Raw genomic sequence first — 15,524 nt, forward strand, 5'->3', positions numbered from 1 at the left:
CACTAACAGGGATGACGACGTGAGCGAGGTTCCGTCGACCAAGCCGGACTTCATCGTGCGCGACGGTTGCCCGGACGACATCGCCGCGACCACCCGCATCTATGCGATCGAGGTCCGCGAGGGCAGCGCCTCGTTTGAACTCACCGCGCCCGACGAAGCGGAAATGACGTATCGGTTCGAAACGATCCGGGACGCCGGCCTCCCCTATCTGGTGGCCGAGGACAGAAGCGGCCAGATTCTGGGATATGCCTATGCCGGGTCGTACAGATCTCGCCCAGCCTATGGTGCGACGGTCGAGAACTCCGTTTATGTCGTCACCGAAGCGCGCGGCAGGGGTGTCGGGCGCGCCCTGCTCGCGGCGTTGATCGAACGGTGCCGTCAGGCCGGAAAGCGCGAAATGATCGCCGTCATCGGCGATTCAGCCAACACCGGCTCGATCGCCTTGCACCGCGCACTCGGTTTCCGCGACGCCGGTGTGCTGCGCGACGTCGGTCGCAAGCACGGGCGCTGGCTCGACACCGTTTTGATGCAGTTCTCGCTACACGATGATGAAGGAGAGCGGTAACAGCTGCCGTTGCGCGCTATCGAAGATCGTCGAAAGTGACCAGAATGTCGGTCTCGTCGCCGGTTACCGGTGGGTCGGGATAGATATCGCGAAACCCGGTGTCACCGCCCGGTGCCAGAACCTCGGCCGTCGCGACAAATGTCCAGAACGTCGTGACCTGACCCGCCTGATCCAGCAGCTCGGCACGGAGCATGGGCAACAGGCTCAAGTCCGGTCCGGCGTTGACCACGCGTCCTGAGACGATCAGTACCTTGTCGCCGTTTTCGTCGATCACCTCGAACGCGACATCTTCGAGTTTCAGATTGTGCGAGCTCGGCGGACCGACCAAGTCGAGCGCGGCATAGGCCGGCAGGGTTTGAGGAAACGCCTGAAGGACATCGGCACGCCACTGGTAAAGCGCGGCTCCGGCCGCGACCAGCAGCAGCACGACCAACACGAGAACGCGCCCGCGACCTCCGGACGACCGACTATCGGCATCGTCTGGGCCGACAACGCGGCTAACGTCAAAGTCGGGCGTATGGTCGACTGGTACGCTGTCGCTGGTCTCCTCGACCGGTGTTTCCGCCGTCGGCTGCTCGATCTCTGATCGATCGGTGACGGCCACGTCAGCATCAGACGTCGATGTCTCGATTTCGGTGGCGGCCGCGGCAACGACCAAGGATGGTCTCTCGGCCGGCGACGCAATCTCAGGCGACGGTTCATCTGGCGCCGGCTCATCTGGTGGCGGCACGGACGCCACGTCAGGGCCGGTTTTTGCGTCTACAGTGCGCTCAGCATCGGATTCGGGGCGCGGCGGGATGGCCGGCGGCGCGTCATTGGCGGACAACGGCGCCGAAACCTCGGATTCAGCCACATCGGCAGCCTGAAACCAGACGTGTTTACAGGCCGAACACTTAACTTTACGGCCCGTCGTGCCCAGGGCACCGTCGGGAATCTGGAAGCGGGATCCGCAAGATGGACAGGTTAGGATCATGTCCGTTCACATACTGACTATCAAAATAGCTACTATGCTCTATAGGCGTGGGCGCGGTGGCTGGCAAGATTCGCCGAACGTGCGAAAGTGGACACGAGGACACGGGCTCAGGGACTAAAACCGTTGGTGCGTTTCGAAAATGTCGGCCTGCGCTATGGCAACGGGCCGGAAGTGCTGCACGATGTCAGCCTTTCACTGGCGCCGGGCTCCTACCATTTTCTGGTCGGCGCCAGCGGCGCCGGCAAATCGTCACTGCTGAGCCTGCTTTACCTGGCGCGCCGCCCCACGCGCGGCCTGATTCAGATGTTCGACCACGATATCGCCGCGGTGCCGCGTGACCAGATGCCGGCGCTCAGGCGCAAGATCGGCGTCGTTTTCCAGGATTATCACCTGCTGGACCATCTTTCGACGTTGGAGAACGTCGCCCTGCCCCTGCGCGTCGCCGGCAACGATCGCGGCAAGATCCGCGACCACGTGATCGAGCTCTTGGAGTGGGTCGGCCTGGGCGACAAGCTGGACATGCGCCCGCCCGCGCTTTCCGGCGGCGAGAAACAGCGTGTCGCGGTCGCCAGGGCGGTGATCGCGCGCCCCAAGCTGTTATTGGCGGACGAGCCGACCGGCAATCTGGACGACACCATCGGCGAACGGCTGATGCGCCTGTTCGAAGAACTCAACCGGTTGGGCACGACCCTGGTTGTCGCGACCCACAACAACAACCTGCCCGTCCGTTTTCCCCATCCCGTCCTGCGCCTTGAGGACGGCGAGCTGCACCCCGTGGCGAACCAGGGGGGCGGTCGCCATGCTGTTTCGACGGCGTCATGACGTGCCGCTGGCCGGTGATCCGGCCAGCCGTTTCGTTCCCGGCATTATCGGCATCATGGTGTTTCTGTCGGTGCTCGTGCTCGCCTCGGCGCTGGTGTTGGGCAACGCGATCGAGCAGTGGCGCCTGAGCCACAGTGTCCAGATCACCGTCGAAGTGCCGCCCAGTGCCGCAACCGGCGGGGCTGTGGAAAGCGTCATAGAGGTGCTGGCCGCGACGCCAGGCGTGACCGAGGCCAGACGTCTGAGCGGCGACAAGGTAAGCGAGCTTCTGTCGCCATGGATCGGTAGTGATCTCGATGTCAGCGAGCTGCCGCTTCCGGTGCTGATCGATGTCCGGCTGGACCGTCCCGGCGCTATTGATGCGGAGGCACTGCAGGCGCTGTTGGATCAGGAGATTCCCGGCATTCGCGTCGACGACGGCCGCCGCTGGCTGCAGCCGGTTCGCGCGACCGCGCGCACCTTGCAACTGGTCGCCGGTGTCGTCCTGTTGCTGATCGCCGGCGGGGCCGTGGCGACCATTGTCTTCATGACCAGGACGGGGCTCGCGGTGCATCACGACACCATTGCCATTCTGCACCTGGTTGGCGCCAAGGATGCCTATGTCGCCCGGCAGTTTCAGACACAGGCGCTGAAACTGGCGCTCTTTGGCGGCCTACCGGGCCTTGTGGTCGCAGGGTTGTGTATCGCGCTGGTCGGACGTCTGGCCGGTCAGCTTGAGGCGCCGCTTCTGCCGCAGCTCAGCCTTGGCCTGCATGGCTGGATCGCACTGGTCGCGGTACCTTTGATCGCCGCCGTTATCGCGGTCGTGACGGCGCGCTTGACCGTGATGGCGACCTTGCAACGCCTGCCATGACCCGGCGTCGCGGCAGATGGCTGCGCCGGCTGGTTGTGCTGGCCTTCCTTTTGGCGCTCGCCTGGGCGGTGGGTTTTGTATGGTTTGTCAATAACTTACCCGACAGAACCACCGATGAGACGACGCCGACCGACGCCATCGTGGTGTTGACCGGCGGCGCCGACCGGCTGACGACCGGCCTTGGACTCCTGGATCAGGAACTGGCGGAGACGCTCTTCATTTCCGGCGTCTATACCGGCGTCGACGTGGAAACGATCCTGGCTCTGGACGACCAGGCGCCGGCCAAACTGGCGTGCTGTATCGAACTGGGCCATAGCGCCCAGCACACCATCGGCAACGCTGAGGAGACCGCGGCCTGGATGGCAGAGGGCGGCCATGCGTCGCTCAGGCTGGTGACCGCCGCCTACCACATGCCGCGCAGCCTCGTGCTGTTCCATCGCGCGATGCCGGACATCACCATCGTGCCGCACCCGGTTTTCCCGGAGCGTGTTGACCTGGATGCCTGGTGGTACGACACCGATACGTTCAGCCTGCTGGCGGGCGAGTACAGCAAGTACCTGGTGAGCCAGGCCTGGCCAATTCTATGACCACCATCAGATCGGTCGTGTTCAACAGCCTGATGATCGGCTCGATAATCATCGCCGGCATCCTATGCCTACCGGTGCTTGTCATCAGCCGCAGGGCGGCGCGCTGGATTACGCTGACCTGGTGCCGCTGCATGTTCTGGCTGCTTCATCATGTCGTCGGCCTGACGGTCGAGGTCTCGGGCACCGAGCATCTCGTTGACGGTCCGGCGATCTACGCCGCCAAACACCAGTCGGCGCTTGAAACGTTCAAGCTGCCCCTGCTGCTGCCCCAGGCCGACATCGTTCTAAAGCGCGAGCTCCTGATGATCCCAGTCGTCGGCTGGTTCATGACCTCGATCGGCACGGTACCGGTCGACCGCGGCGCCGGCGCGCGCGCCTTGCGCACCATGTTGACGCGGGCCCGCGCGGCGGTCGAAGGCGGCCGGTCGCTACTGATTTTTCCCGAAGGCACGCGCACCGCACCGAAAACGCGCCAAGCCTTTCATCCAGGTGTCGCCGCACTCTACGGCGACCTCGATCTGCCGGTGGTGCCGATCGCGCTCAACACCGGCTACTTCTGGGGTCGACGCTCGTTTCAGAAACGGCCGGGCGTTGCCCGCATCGTGTTTCTGCCGCCGATCCCACCGGGACTCGCCAGGCGGGAGTTCATGGAGACCCTGCAGCATCGGATCCATGGCGCCAGCGAACAACTCCCCGGAACCACCTTGTAATTTTGGGCATACATACAATTTATCCAGATATTTCATTGCATTAACCTTCCCGTCATAGGGGAAGAAGTGGTGGAAACAAATATAGAACACTGGCATGCTTTTCCGGCTTGGCGTATGCTATGTGGTCCCCGCAAGAACCAACCGGCAGCAACCAACCGATAGAAACGAGACGTTCATGAGCCTCTCGCCTACGCCGATCGCTCTGCAGATCTGGGACATGAAGTACCGCCTGAAGGCGGCCGACGGGACCGCGGTCGACGGCAGCGTTGAAGACAGCTGGCGCCGTGTCGCCGCAGCCCTCGCCGAGGTCGAACCGGAGGGCGAGCGTTACCGTCGCGCGGACGAGTTCTATGACGCCATGTCCGGCTTCAAATACCTGCCCGCCGGACGCATTCTGGCCGGCGCCGGCACGGACCGGAACGTCACGCTCTTCAATTGTTTTGTCATGGGCACCGTCCCCGACGACATGGGCGGCATCTTCGATAACTTGAAAGAGGCCGCGCTGACCATGCAGGCCGGTGGCGGCATCGGCTATGACTTCTCGACGCTGCGCCCCAAGGGCGCGCCGGTGAAGGGCGTCGGCGCGGATGCCTCCGGTCCGCTGACTTTCATGGACGTGTGGGACGCCATGTGCCGCACCATCATGAGCGCCGGCCATCGGCGCGGCGCCATGATGGCGACCATGCGCTGCGACCATCCGGATATCGAGGCCTTCATCGACGCCAAGCGCGACCCCGGTCGGTTGCGCATGTTCAATCTTTCGGTGCTGGTCACCGACGACTTCATGGCGGCGGTCAAAGCCGATGATGCCTGGGAGCTGACATTCGACGGCGTCGTCTTCAAGACGCTCTCGGCGCGCGAGCTGTGGGACAAGATCATGCACGCGACCTACGCGTACGCGGAGCCGGGCGTGATCTTCATCGACCGCATCAACCGCCGCAACAACCTGCACTACGCCGAGACCATCAGCGCGACCAATCCGTGCGTCACGGCGGATACCTGGGTGCAGACGGCGGACGGCCCGCGTCAGGTGAAAGACCTCGTCGGCCAACCGTTTAGGGCCGTGGTCGACGGCAAGGCGTGGCCGTCCACCGATGCCGGGTTCTTCACCACCGGATGCAAAGCTACCTATCGTCTACGCACGAAGGAGGGCATGGCGCTCGACCTGACGGCGGACCATCCGGTCGCACGGGTGACGGAACGAACACGCTATCGGACCGAGTGGGCATGGACGCAGGCGTCGGCGTTGGAGGTCGGCGACGAGATCGTGCTTAACGATCATCGCCTGGCGGCGGACTGGGAAGGCACCGGCTATTCCAGGCACGAAGGATATCTGATCGGTCTGCTTCTGGGCGACGGTACCTTGAAGGAGGACAAGGCCGTGCTATCGGCATGGCCCGGCGCCATGGTCGCCAATGGCGGCATGGAGCGTCCGGGCGTCGTCGCGGTCATGGCCGCTGCCGAGGAAGCCGCCCGCACCTTACCCCATCGCGCGGATTTCCAGGGTTGGATCGATATTCCCGGCCGCGGCGAAGTGCGGCTTGCCCTGGGCGCGCTGAGGACGCTCGCGCTGGAGCTTGGCATGGCGCCTGGCAACAAAGGTATTACGCCTGCGATGGAACAAGCCTCATCCCGGTTTGCCACGGGATTTCTACGCGGTTTGTTCGATGCCGATGGCAGCGTTCAGGGCACACAGTCGAAGGGCGTCAGCATCAGACTGTCCCAGAGCAACTTGGATGTTCTCACCGCGGTACAACGCATGCTGCTGCGGTTGGGCATTGTCTCGACCATCTATCGCGAACGGCGGCCCGAGGGCCCGCGTCCGCTCCCGGACGGGCGCGGCGGCACTAAGATCTACGACGTCGCCGCCCAGCATGAACTGGTGATCTCCGCCGAGAACATAACGCGTTTCGCCGAGACCATCGGATTTGCCGACGGCGACAAGGCCGGGCGTCTCGCTTCACTGGCCGCCAACTATCGCCGCATGCCGAACCGCGAGCGATTTGTCGCAAGCGTCGCTTCCCTGGATGAGCTTGGTGAAGAGACCGTCTTCGACGCCCAGGTTCCCGGCATCAACGCGTTCGACGCCAACGGTCTGGTCGTGCACAACTGCGGTGAACAGCCGCTGCCGCCCTATGGCGCGTGCCTGCTGGGTTCGGTCAACCTGGCGCGGCTGATCCAGAACCCGTTCGAAGACGACGCCACGCTCGACGAAGACGCGCTAGACCGCACGGTGACGACCGCCGTGCGCATGATGGATAATGTGGTCGAGGTCTCGCGTTTTCCATTGGAGGCGCAACGCCAGGAAGCCGAGGCCAAACGACGTATCGGCCTTGGCGTCACAGGGCTCGCCGACGCGCTGATCATGATGCAGGCGCGCTATGGCAGCGGCCGGGCGCTTGAACTGACCGAGGCCTGGATGGCGCGGCTGAGGCGCGCGGCCTATCTCGCTTCGGTCAATCTCGCCAAGGAGCGTGGCCCCTTCCCGCTTTACGACCGCGATTCCTATCTGGCGAGCGAGACGATCCAGGAGCTTGACGAGGACGTGCGCGCGGCGATCGCCGAACACGGCATCCGCAATGCGCTCGTCACGTCGATCGCGCCGACCGGCACCATCTCGCTCTTCGCCGACAACGTGTCGTCGGGCCTGGAGCCGGTCTTTGCCTTCAGCTATCAGCGCAACGTGTTGATGCCCGATGGCAGCCGCAAGACGGAAGAAGTCTCCGACTATGCCGTCCGCCTTTACCGGCGCCTGAAGGGCAATGGCGGGCCGCTGCCCGACTACTTCGTCGACGCCCAGACGCTGACGCCCGGCGACCACGTGCGCATGCAGGCGGCGGTTCAGAAGTATGTCGACAGTTCGATCTCGAAGACCATCAACTGTCCCGAAGACATGTCGTTCGACGACTTCAAGGACGTCTATATCCAGGCCTACGAAACCGGTTGCAAGGGCTGCACGACCTATCGCCCGAACGAGGTGACCGGCGCCGTGCTCGAGCTGAAAGAAGAGACACCGGACGAGCCGCGCCTGCCGTTCGAGGAACCGTCAAGCGACAAACCCGCCGATGCCTATGAGGCCGGCGGCGTCGTCTATATGACGCGCCCGCTCGACCGGCCGGAAGTGCTGCCCGGTCAGACCTATAAGCTGCGCTGGCCGGAGTCCGACCACGCCATCTATCTCACCGTCAATGACGTGGTGCGCGACGGCCGGCGCCGTCCGTTCGAGATCTTCATCAACTCGAAGAACATGGACCACTACGCCTGGACACTCGGCCTGACGCGTATGATCAGCGCGGTCTTCCGGCGCGGCGGCGATGTCAGCTTCGTGGTCGAGGAGTTGAAGGCCGTGTTCGACCCGCGCGGCGGCCAATGGGTCGACGGCCACTACGTGCCCTCGCTGTTGGCCGCAATCGGCGAAGTCATCGAGAAGCACATGATCAACATCGGCTTCTTGCATGTTGAAACCGATGATTCGAACATCGAGATCCTGGCCCGCGCCGCCGGCGAGCACGGCGGCCGCGCGCCGGAACTGTGCCCACGGTGCGGTCAGCCCAGCCTGATTCACCAGGAAGGCTGCAACCTCTGCACCTCCTGCGGCTATTCGAAATGCGCGTGAGAGGCTGAAGCATCACGACACGAATGGGCCGGCGAACAAAAGCGAAGTGGATCGTTCTCGCCGTCCTGGCTTCGTTACTCTTGATCGCAGTGATCGCGGGGCCCGCCTTGTACAGTCTGGGCCGGGACATGGATAACTTGCAGTCGTCCACTGAGGATGCGCTGCGCGAGCGTGATGAGTTTGAAAGGATCGTCCATGGACACGATCTGGGCATTGTCACGTCACCACTGGATGGCCTTCGCCTCGCCGAGGCCGGGCCCACGGAACATCTCGACGTCGCCTTTGAAATTCTGGCCGAGCCTGCAGACATGGGCAACTCCGTCGCCCAGAAAGGCCTCTATGTCCTCAATCGGCGAGCGGACTATCCGCAGAACAACCTCGCCGAGGCCTACAAGTGGCGGCTCTTGTCCGAACGATGTTCAACCACGTTTGACGGCGACGGCGAGGCAGTCCTCGGCGTAAGCTACGAGCGCGAAGATCAGGAAGCTCGTCAGCAAGATAGACCCGGCCCGCCCTCGGACCTGGACGCCGCAACCCTAGCTGAAGCCACGGAGCTCGCGGATCAATGGGTCCGCGATCACGAGGGACTGTTGGGCGAAGACTTGTGTGATCCGCACGACCGCCTTTGACGCGACAGAAGCAACGGGAGAGCGCCGCCTTGTGGATCATGATCGCCGGCCCCTACCGGTCAGGCGCAAAGGATGGCGCCACACGCGCCGCCAATCTTGCCGTCTTGAACCGAACGGCGCTCGAGGTCTGGCGTCTCGGCCATACGCCGGTGATCGGCGTCAACATGGCGCTGCCGATGATCGATGCGGCAGACGATGACTGCTACGACGACGTCATGACGCCGGTCTCGCTGGCGCTGGCCGAGCGCTGCGACGCCATTCTGAGGATCGGCGGGCCGTCTGGCGGCGCCGACAAGGAGGTCGAGGTCATCCGCGCGAAGGGCGGCCAGGTTTTCACCGATATCGCGGATGTGCCAAAGGCCTGACTACTGCGTGGTCTCCGCGTAGAGGTCGCTTTCGACGCCTAGATAGCCGTCCCAAGCGAACCAGTAAGCGATATGGCCGGGCACCCGCGCCAGGCGCGTGCCGTCCGGCCCGGTCAGCGCGTCTTCACCGATCCGCCACTCACCGTCGGTCGCCGACAGGGTGTCTGCGCTATCCGTGGCCGTGAACGTCCTGCCGTCTCGGTCATAGGCACGCACGGTGCGCGTGGCGGCATCGCCGATCAGGACGACGTCACGGATGCCGACCGCATCGTTGATGACCGCGCCGCCCTCAAAGGCGGTGATCGGCCAGGCTTTGGACGCCGCGACATCGCGAATACCGAAGACGTAGTCTTTCTGGCGCAGGTTTTCTTCGTCGACGAGCGCGGGGAACATCAAATCCGGGCTGGCGAAGTAGTCGCGGTAGACGACGCCGGAACCATAGTCACGCAGGTGGCCCGTCTTGCGCGACAAGACGTGGGTGTCGGGGTTGCTCTCGCGCCAGTCCTGCCACGACGTGATGGTGACGGGCCTGATCTTGAGTTCGATGCCGCTGTCCAGCAGCGGACCGCTGACCGGCTTGCCGGTGAACTGGTTCCACAGGCTGTCGGTCTGGCGATCGAACATCAGCTTGTTGGAGCGATAAAGAAAACCGGACGAACCGAACACGAAGGTCTCGTCATAGCCCTCGACATCGGTCTCGAACAGGATGCCGGCACCGCACAGCGTGCAATAGGCGAGCGCGACGGGCACGCCGCCGATGACGTCGTTGAACATCTCGTGCCAGCCCATGATGCGCAGCGGATAGGCGCGCGCGTCGCCGTTAATCTCGACGCCGAAGACGAGGTCATCGTCCTTCAGGTAGTCCGCCGCATCGGCCGCGATCAGGTCGGGGTTGTCGAGCGAGGGAATGCCGTCGACCTGCACGCCACCCCAGGTAATCTCCTCGAACCGGATCGCCAGGTTCTCGGGCAGCGAACGTTCACCGCCGAGAAAGCGCAAGAAAGCGGGATCGATCGCTTCGAAAACCTGCAACTTGATGTCGCGGAAACTGGGATGGGGCATGACTTCCGGATGGGCCTGTTGCCACAACATGGCGTCGAACCAGCCGTCGACCTTGGCGCCGGTCAGCGCCTCGAACGCGGCGGGCAGCGTCGGATCGTCGCGCCAAAAGCGCATGGCCAGAATCAATACCGCCGCCGCGTCCGGCTCACCATGCTCGACGATCTGCTGGACCGCCAGCATGCGGACCGGTGCCGGTCCGAAGATCAGATCATGACTGACGCGATCGAGGCTCTGACCGTCGGGCGCGGCCTTGACCTGTCCGGTGCCGACAAGAAAACATCCAAGAATGAGACCGCACAGCAAACGGGCCGGTCTTGTCATACGGCAACTCCTTAGAGCGGATCATGGCTAGGTGGAACCGTCAGATGGTTCCTCCCAACCATGTGAATCCGCGCTCTATCTGCGAGTACGCGATCCCAGGGCAGAAGATGGCATGTCGGCCATGCCGGTCCACCCCGTCTCACCGTGATGTGTTGCAGTGTGTAGAACGCGTCAGGTCCGGCGACGGCCCTTCTTCTTCGGCTGCACGGGCCGTAGCAGCTTGAAAACCGCCTGTTCGGCGAAAAGATTGGCCTGGCCAACCTGATCGCCGCGAATCAACGTGACGTCGCGGTCCTTGGAGAGTCCATAGCCCAGCTCGATCGTGATGCCGAGGATCTTGGCGAGATCGGCGAAGTCTCGGATGGTGCAGGGATGAATGTTCTCGGTCTCGAACCAGGGCGTGGCGAGCGCGCGCGTATGGGGCATGCGCCCGCGCGAAAGCACCGACATCCTGGCCTGCCACTGACCATAGTTCAGGAACGAAACGATCGCCGTGTCGGCGATCCTGAGCATCTGCAGCAGCACCTCGCGCGGCTTGCGGACCGCCTGCAGGGTCTGGCTCAAGATAACGTAGTCGAAACTGTCGTCGGGATAGTCGACGAGGTGCCGGTCCGCGTCACCCTGCACGGCGGACAGGCCGCGCGCCACGCAGGCATTGACGCCCTTCTGCGACAGCTCCATGCCGCGCCCGTCACAGGCTTTATGGTTGACCAGACAATCGAGCAAGGCGCCATCACCGCAGCCGACGTCCAGCAACCGCGTCTCCGGCTCGATCATGCTGGCGACCAGCGCCAGGTCGGGTCTGAGACCAAATTCGTTATCGCCCAGGGTAAACCGGGACCTGGCGCCGGACAGAAGACTCATGCCTCACCGTCCCGCGGACGGTGACGCGCGACGCTGCCCAGGAAACCGTCGACGATCTCGAACAGCTCGGGCTCGTCCAGAAGGAAGGCGTCGTGACCGCGCTCGGATTCAATTTCGACGAAACTGACGTTGGCCGCCGCGCGGTTCAGGGCGCGCACGACCTCCTTGCTTTCGCTGGTCGGGAAAAGCCAGTCGCTGGTGAAGCTGACCAGAAGGAAGCGCACATCGGTCTCGTGATAGGCGCGGGCGAGATCGCGGTCGAACTCCACCTCCAGGTCGAAATAGTCCATCGCGCGGGTGATGTAGAGATAGGCGTTGGCGTCGAACCTGTCGACAAAGCTGGCGCCCTGGTAGCGCAAGTAACTCTCGACCTGGAAATCGGCGTCAAAGCCATAAGACTTCGACGCGCGGTCCTGAAGGCTGCGGCCGAATTTGCTCCACAGCGCGGGTTCGGAGAGATAGGTGATGTGGGCGGCCATGCGGGCGACCGAAAGGCCGGCCTCCGGCCGTTTGCCTTCCTTGTAATAGAACCCTCGGCACCAGTCGGGATCGGCCATGATCGCCTGACGGCCGACTTCGTGAAACGCAATGTTCTGCGCCGAATGGCGCGCGGCGCCGGCAATCGAGACGGCGCTGTCGATGCGGTCGCCGTGGAAGGCGGCCCAGGCCAGCACCTGCATCGCGCCCATCGAGCCGCCGATAACGCACATGATGCGTCCGATGCCGAGTTCGTCCAGCAGCATGCGCTGGACTTCGACCATGTCGCGGATGGTGATGACGGGGAAACTGAGGCCGTAGAGCTCGCCCGTCTCCGGATCGACGGCAGCGGGTCCCGTCGTGCCCATGCAGCCGCCCAGACAATTCGGACAGATGACGAAATAGCGGTCGGTATCGATCGGTTTGCCTGGCCCGACCATCAGCTCCCACCAGCCGGACTTGCCGGTCACCGGATGGTCGCCGATGACATACTGATCGCCGGTCAACGCGTGACAGATCAAGACGACGTTCGACTTGTCGGCGTTCAGCTCGCCCCAGGTCTGGTAGGCGACGGTCACCGGCCCCAGCATGGCGCCCGATTCCAGGCGGATCGGCTCGCCATCATTCAATACGGCGCGCGGCCCGGGCAGGCTTTCCTGCAGCGTATGGACGGCGGCGACCGTCTGTTTCATGGGCTAAGGGCCCCGCTATGGTTTCTGCCGATCGGCGCGTCAGTCTCGCTGGCGGCGGAGCAGCCGCTAGCTAGGCACCGCCCCCATCTATGTCAATGTTTTCTTTGATTTTCCAGAGAAGCCTACGCTATCAGTATCGGCTTCCCAGGGCAGCCGGACAACTGACGCCCATGTGCGCCGCTGAAAAGTCGCTGGCGGACCTGCGTCGTGAGATCGACGCGGTCGACGACCAGATGCATGACCTGATCATACGTCGCGCCGAGCTGACCCTCGGCGTCAAGGCGGCAAAGGCGCGCGCGAACAACCACGTCTATCTGCGACTGGGACGCGAGGCCCAGATCCTGCGCCGGCTGGCGGCGCGCCACAGCGGCAACTATCCGCTCGGCGCGCTGGTGCGTATCTGGCGCGAGATGCTGTGCGCCCAAATCCCCGTCCAGGGCCCGTTTGAGATCGCGGTCGCCACCACCGGCGATATCGGTCTGTGGGATACCGCCCGGGACCACTTCGGCTCGAACACCGCGATGACCGGCTTCGACACCAGCGAGGCTGCCCTGGATGCCGTCGCCAACGGTAGCGCGACGCTCGCCGTGTTGCCCGAGCCTACTGGCGATGCCGCGTGGTGGCCGCACCTTCTCGATGCGGCCGGGCCATTGATTTTGATGAAGCTGCCCTTCATCGCGCTGGAGCGGCGGGACACGCCGTCGACCACCGCCTATGTCGCCGGCCTAGTGCCGTCGGAGCCGAGCGACGACGACTTCACCGTGATCGCCTCGCGCGCCGCAGACGATCTTGGCCCAGCGCTGCGCGGTCTCGACCTGGAGCCGCATGTGCTTCGTTCCTGGCCCGGGCTCGCCGTGGCCGAGGTGGCGGGTTTCCTGACCACCGATGACGACCGCGTGCGAGCCCTGCAACAGAGGTGCGCCGACGCGACCATTCTGGGCGCCTATCCCGTGCCCCTGACACCGTTTGCCGGAGACACGCCATGACCGCGCCGACGCCGCGTCCCGGCATCATGGAGATCAATCCCTACGTCCCCGGCAAGAGTGGCCCGGCCGACGGTGACGATCGCCCGGTCATCAAACTCTCCTCGAACGAGTCCGCGCTTGGCCCCAGCCCCAAGGCGGTCGCGGCCGCCCAGGCGGCGGCGGAGACCATCGTGCGCTATCCCGACGGCGGTGCGACGGTGTTGCGCGAGGCAATCGGCGCCCACCATGGCCTCGATCCCGCGCGGATCATCTGTGGCGCGGGCTCCGACGAGCTTCTGGAGATGATTCCGCGCGCCTATGCCGGTCCGGGCGACGAGGTGCTGTTCAGCCAGTATGGCTTTGCCATGTATCCAATCGCCACCCACGCGGTCGGCGCGACGCCGGTGACGGCGCCGGAGACCAATTACCACACCGATGTCGACGCCATGCTGGAGCGTGTCAGCGAGAAGACAAAGATCGTCTTCCTGGCCAACCCGAACAACCCGACCGGCAGCTACATCAGCCGCGACGAGGTCCACCGCTTGCGCGAGGGTCTGCCGGACGACGTGCTGCTGGTGCTCGACTCCGCCTATGCCGAGTTCGTCGACCATGACGACTACAGCGCCGGGCGCGAACTGGTCGATGCCGGCGACAACACGGTGATGACGCGGACGTTCTCGAAGATCTACGCGCTCGCCGGGTTGCGCATCGGCTGGCTCTACGGGCCGCCCGGTATCGTCGACGTGTTGAACCGGATCCGTTCGCCGTTCAACGTCTCCGCCGTCGCCATTGCCGCCGCGACAGCGGCCATCGACGATCACGAGCATGTCGCCATGGCGCGTGAACACAACCGGCTGTGGCTGCCGCGCCTGACCCAGTCCCTGCGTGGTCTGGGGCTTGCCGTCCATCCCAGCGTCGTCAACTTCCTGCTCGTCCAATTTCCCGGCGGCGACGAACAGGCGAAGGCCGCAGAGGAGTTCCTGGCGGCGCGACGCATCTATGTCCGCAACCTCGTCGCCTACGGCCTGCCCGATTGCCTGCGCATCAACCTTGGCCTGGATCACGAAATGGCCGCCCTGATCGATGCGCTCGGCGACTTCATGGAGAACGCATGAGCGACGAACCCTTGTTCGACACCGTCTGCCTGATCGGAATCGGCCTGATCGGCTCCTCCCTGGCGCGCGTCATGCGCCGCGAAGGTCTGGCCCGCCATATCATCGCCTGCGCGCGCACCGATGCGACACTGGCCAAGGTCGATGAGCTCGGCCTCGCTGACGAGACCTCCAAGGATCTCGGCAAGGCGGTCGAGAACGCCGACCTTGTCGTCATCTCGACCCCCATTGGCACCAACGGCGCCATTGCCGAGACGATCAGCCCGCACCTGAAGCAAGGCGCGATCGTCACCGATGTCGGCTCGGTCAAGCAGGCGGTCATGGCCGCGATCGAACCGCACATTCCCGAAGGCGTTCATTTCGTACCCGGCCATCCGCTGGCCGGCACCGAGAATTCAGGGCCCGAGGCCGGCTTTGCCGAGTTGTTCGAAGGTCGCTGGTGCGTGCTGACACCTGACGAAAAGACCGATCCCGCCGCGATCGATCGGGTCGCCGAGCTGTGGCACCGCGCCGGATCGAAAGTCGACATGCTGGACGCCGAACGCCACGATTCGATCCTCGCGCTTACCTCCCATCTGCCGACCCTGATCGCCTTCAACATCGTCGGCACGGTGGCGGACCTGGAGGACGACACCAAGGATGAGGTCATCAAGTACTCGGCCACCGGCTTCCGAGACTTCACCCGCATCGCCGCCCAGGACCCCGTCATGTGGCGCGACGTCTACCTGAACAACCGCGAGGCCGTGCTGGACATGCTGCAGCGGTTCAGCGAGGACCTGTCGCGCCTGCAGCGCGCCATCCGTTGGGGTGAGGCCGACATGCTGGAAGACCTGTTCCGCCGCAGCCGTGACGTGCGCCGCGGCATCATCGACGCCGGCCAGGCTTAGGGGTCTTTCTATCGATACGGCACC

General features: G+C 64.1%; 15 protein-coding genes. 11 read left to right on the forward strand and 4 right to left on the reverse strand.

Annotated features, from left to right (window positions below):
- Positions 1-79 precede the first annotated feature (79 nt).
- Positions 80-565, forward strand: a complete 486-nt coding sequence (locus AAF563_00865; GenBank protein ID MEM7119791.1) for an N-acetyltransferase family protein — start codon at positions 80-82, stop codon at positions 563-565.
- A 16-nt stretch (positions 566-581) separates the two neighbouring features.
- Here the strand turns inward: AAF563_00865 and AAF563_00870 are convergent, their stop codons facing one another.
- Positions 582-1,223: a DUF3426 domain-containing protein gene (locus AAF563_00870; protein MEM7119792.1), complete on the reverse strand. Its 642-nt coding sequence runs from the start codon at positions 1,221-1,223 to the stop codon at positions 582-584.
- Between the two features lie 438 nt (positions 1,224-1,661).
- Here AAF563_00870 and ftsE point away from each other — a divergent pair, with 438 nt between their 5' ends.
- From ftsE to AAF563_00905, 7 genes are all read left to right on the forward strand, one after another.
- Positions 1,662-2,360: a cell division ATP-binding protein FtsE gene (gene ftsE, locus AAF563_00875; GenBank protein MEM7119793.1), complete on the forward strand. Its 699-nt coding sequence runs from the start codon at positions 1,662-1,664 to the stop codon at positions 2,358-2,360.
- A complete protein-coding gene (locus tag AAF563_00880) occupies positions 2,338-3,213 on the forward strand; it encodes an FtsX-like permease family protein (protein MEM7119794.1) in 876 nt (291 codons plus the stop codon). Before ftsE ends, AAF563_00880 begins: the two co-directional genes overlap by 23 nt.
- A complete protein-coding gene (locus AAF563_00885) occupies positions 3,210-3,800 on the forward strand; it encodes a YdcF family protein (GenBank protein MEM7119795.1) in 591 nt (196 codons plus the stop codon). Before AAF563_00880 ends, AAF563_00885 begins: the two co-directional genes overlap by 4 nt.
- The gene (locus AAF563_00890) at positions 3,797-4,510 is read left to right on the forward strand and encodes a lysophospholipid acyltransferase family protein (GenBank protein ID MEM7119796.1); all 714 of its coding nucleotides are present in this window, start codon (positions 3,797-3,799) and stop codon (positions 4,508-4,510) included. The genes AAF563_00885 and AAF563_00890 overlap by 4 nt, the downstream gene beginning before the upstream one ends.
- Before the next feature lie 175 nt (positions 4,511-4,685).
- Positions 4,686-8,126, forward strand: a complete 3,441-nt coding sequence (locus AAF563_00895; protein ID MEM7119797.1) for an LAGLIDADG family homing endonuclease — start codon at positions 4,686-4,688, stop codon at positions 8,124-8,126.
- 128 nt (positions 8,127-8,254) lie between these two features.
- Positions 8,255-8,755: a hypothetical protein gene (locus AAF563_00900; GenBank protein MEM7119798.1), complete on the forward strand. Its 501-nt coding sequence runs from the start codon at positions 8,255-8,257 to the stop codon at positions 8,753-8,755.
- Between the two features lie 38 nt (positions 8,756-8,793).
- Complete coding sequence (locus tag AAF563_00905; GenBank protein MEM7119799.1) at positions 8,794-9,120, forward strand: DUF4406 domain-containing protein; 327 nt, start codon at positions 8,794-8,796, stop codon at positions 9,118-9,120.
- Here AAF563_00905 and AAF563_00910 read toward each other — a convergent pair whose 3' ends face one another.
- From AAF563_00910 to AAF563_00920, 3 genes are all read right to left on the reverse strand, one after another.
- Positions 9,121-10,503, reverse strand: a complete 1,383-nt coding sequence (locus AAF563_00910; GenBank protein ID MEM7119800.1) for a DUF3179 domain-containing protein — start codon at positions 10,501-10,503, stop codon at positions 9,121-9,123.
- A gap of 171 nt (positions 10,504-10,674) precedes the next feature.
- Positions 10,675-11,367, reverse strand: coding sequence for a methionine biosynthesis protein MetW (metW, locus tag AAF563_00915; protein MEM7119801.1), 693 nt, complete (start codon positions 11,365-11,367; stop codon positions 10,675-10,677).
- A complete protein-coding gene (locus AAF563_00920) occupies positions 11,364-12,536 on the reverse strand; it encodes a homoserine O-acetyltransferase (protein MEM7119802.1) in 1,173 nt (390 codons plus the stop codon). Before AAF563_00920 ends, metW begins: the two co-directional genes overlap by 4 nt.
- 170 nt (positions 12,537-12,706) lie before the next feature.
- Here AAF563_00920 and AAF563_00925 point away from each other — a divergent pair, with 170 nt between their 5' ends.
- From AAF563_00925 to AAF563_00935, 3 genes are read left to right on the forward strand one after another with little or no spacing between them, the layout of a single operon-like run.
- Positions 12,707-13,522, forward strand: coding sequence for a chorismate mutase (locus AAF563_00925; GenBank protein ID MEM7119803.1), 816 nt, complete (start codon positions 12,707-12,709; stop codon positions 13,520-13,522).
- A complete protein-coding gene (gene hisC / locus AAF563_00930) occupies positions 13,519-14,616 on the forward strand; it encodes a histidinol-phosphate transaminase (protein MEM7119804.1) in 1,098 nt (365 codons plus the stop codon). The genes AAF563_00925 and hisC overlap by 4 nt, the downstream gene beginning before the upstream one ends.
- Entirely contained in the window at positions 14,613-15,500 is an 888-nt protein-coding gene (locus AAF563_00935; protein MEM7119805.1) for a prephenate/arogenate dehydrogenase family protein, read from the forward strand. The genes hisC and AAF563_00935 overlap by 4 nt, the downstream gene beginning before the upstream one ends.
- The last annotated feature ends 24 nt before the right edge of the window (positions 15,501-15,524 follow it).

Source organism: Pseudomonadota bacterium, assembly GCA_039028155.1.
Lineage (GTDB): Bacteria > Pseudomonadota > Alphaproteobacteria > SP197 > SP197 > JANQGO01.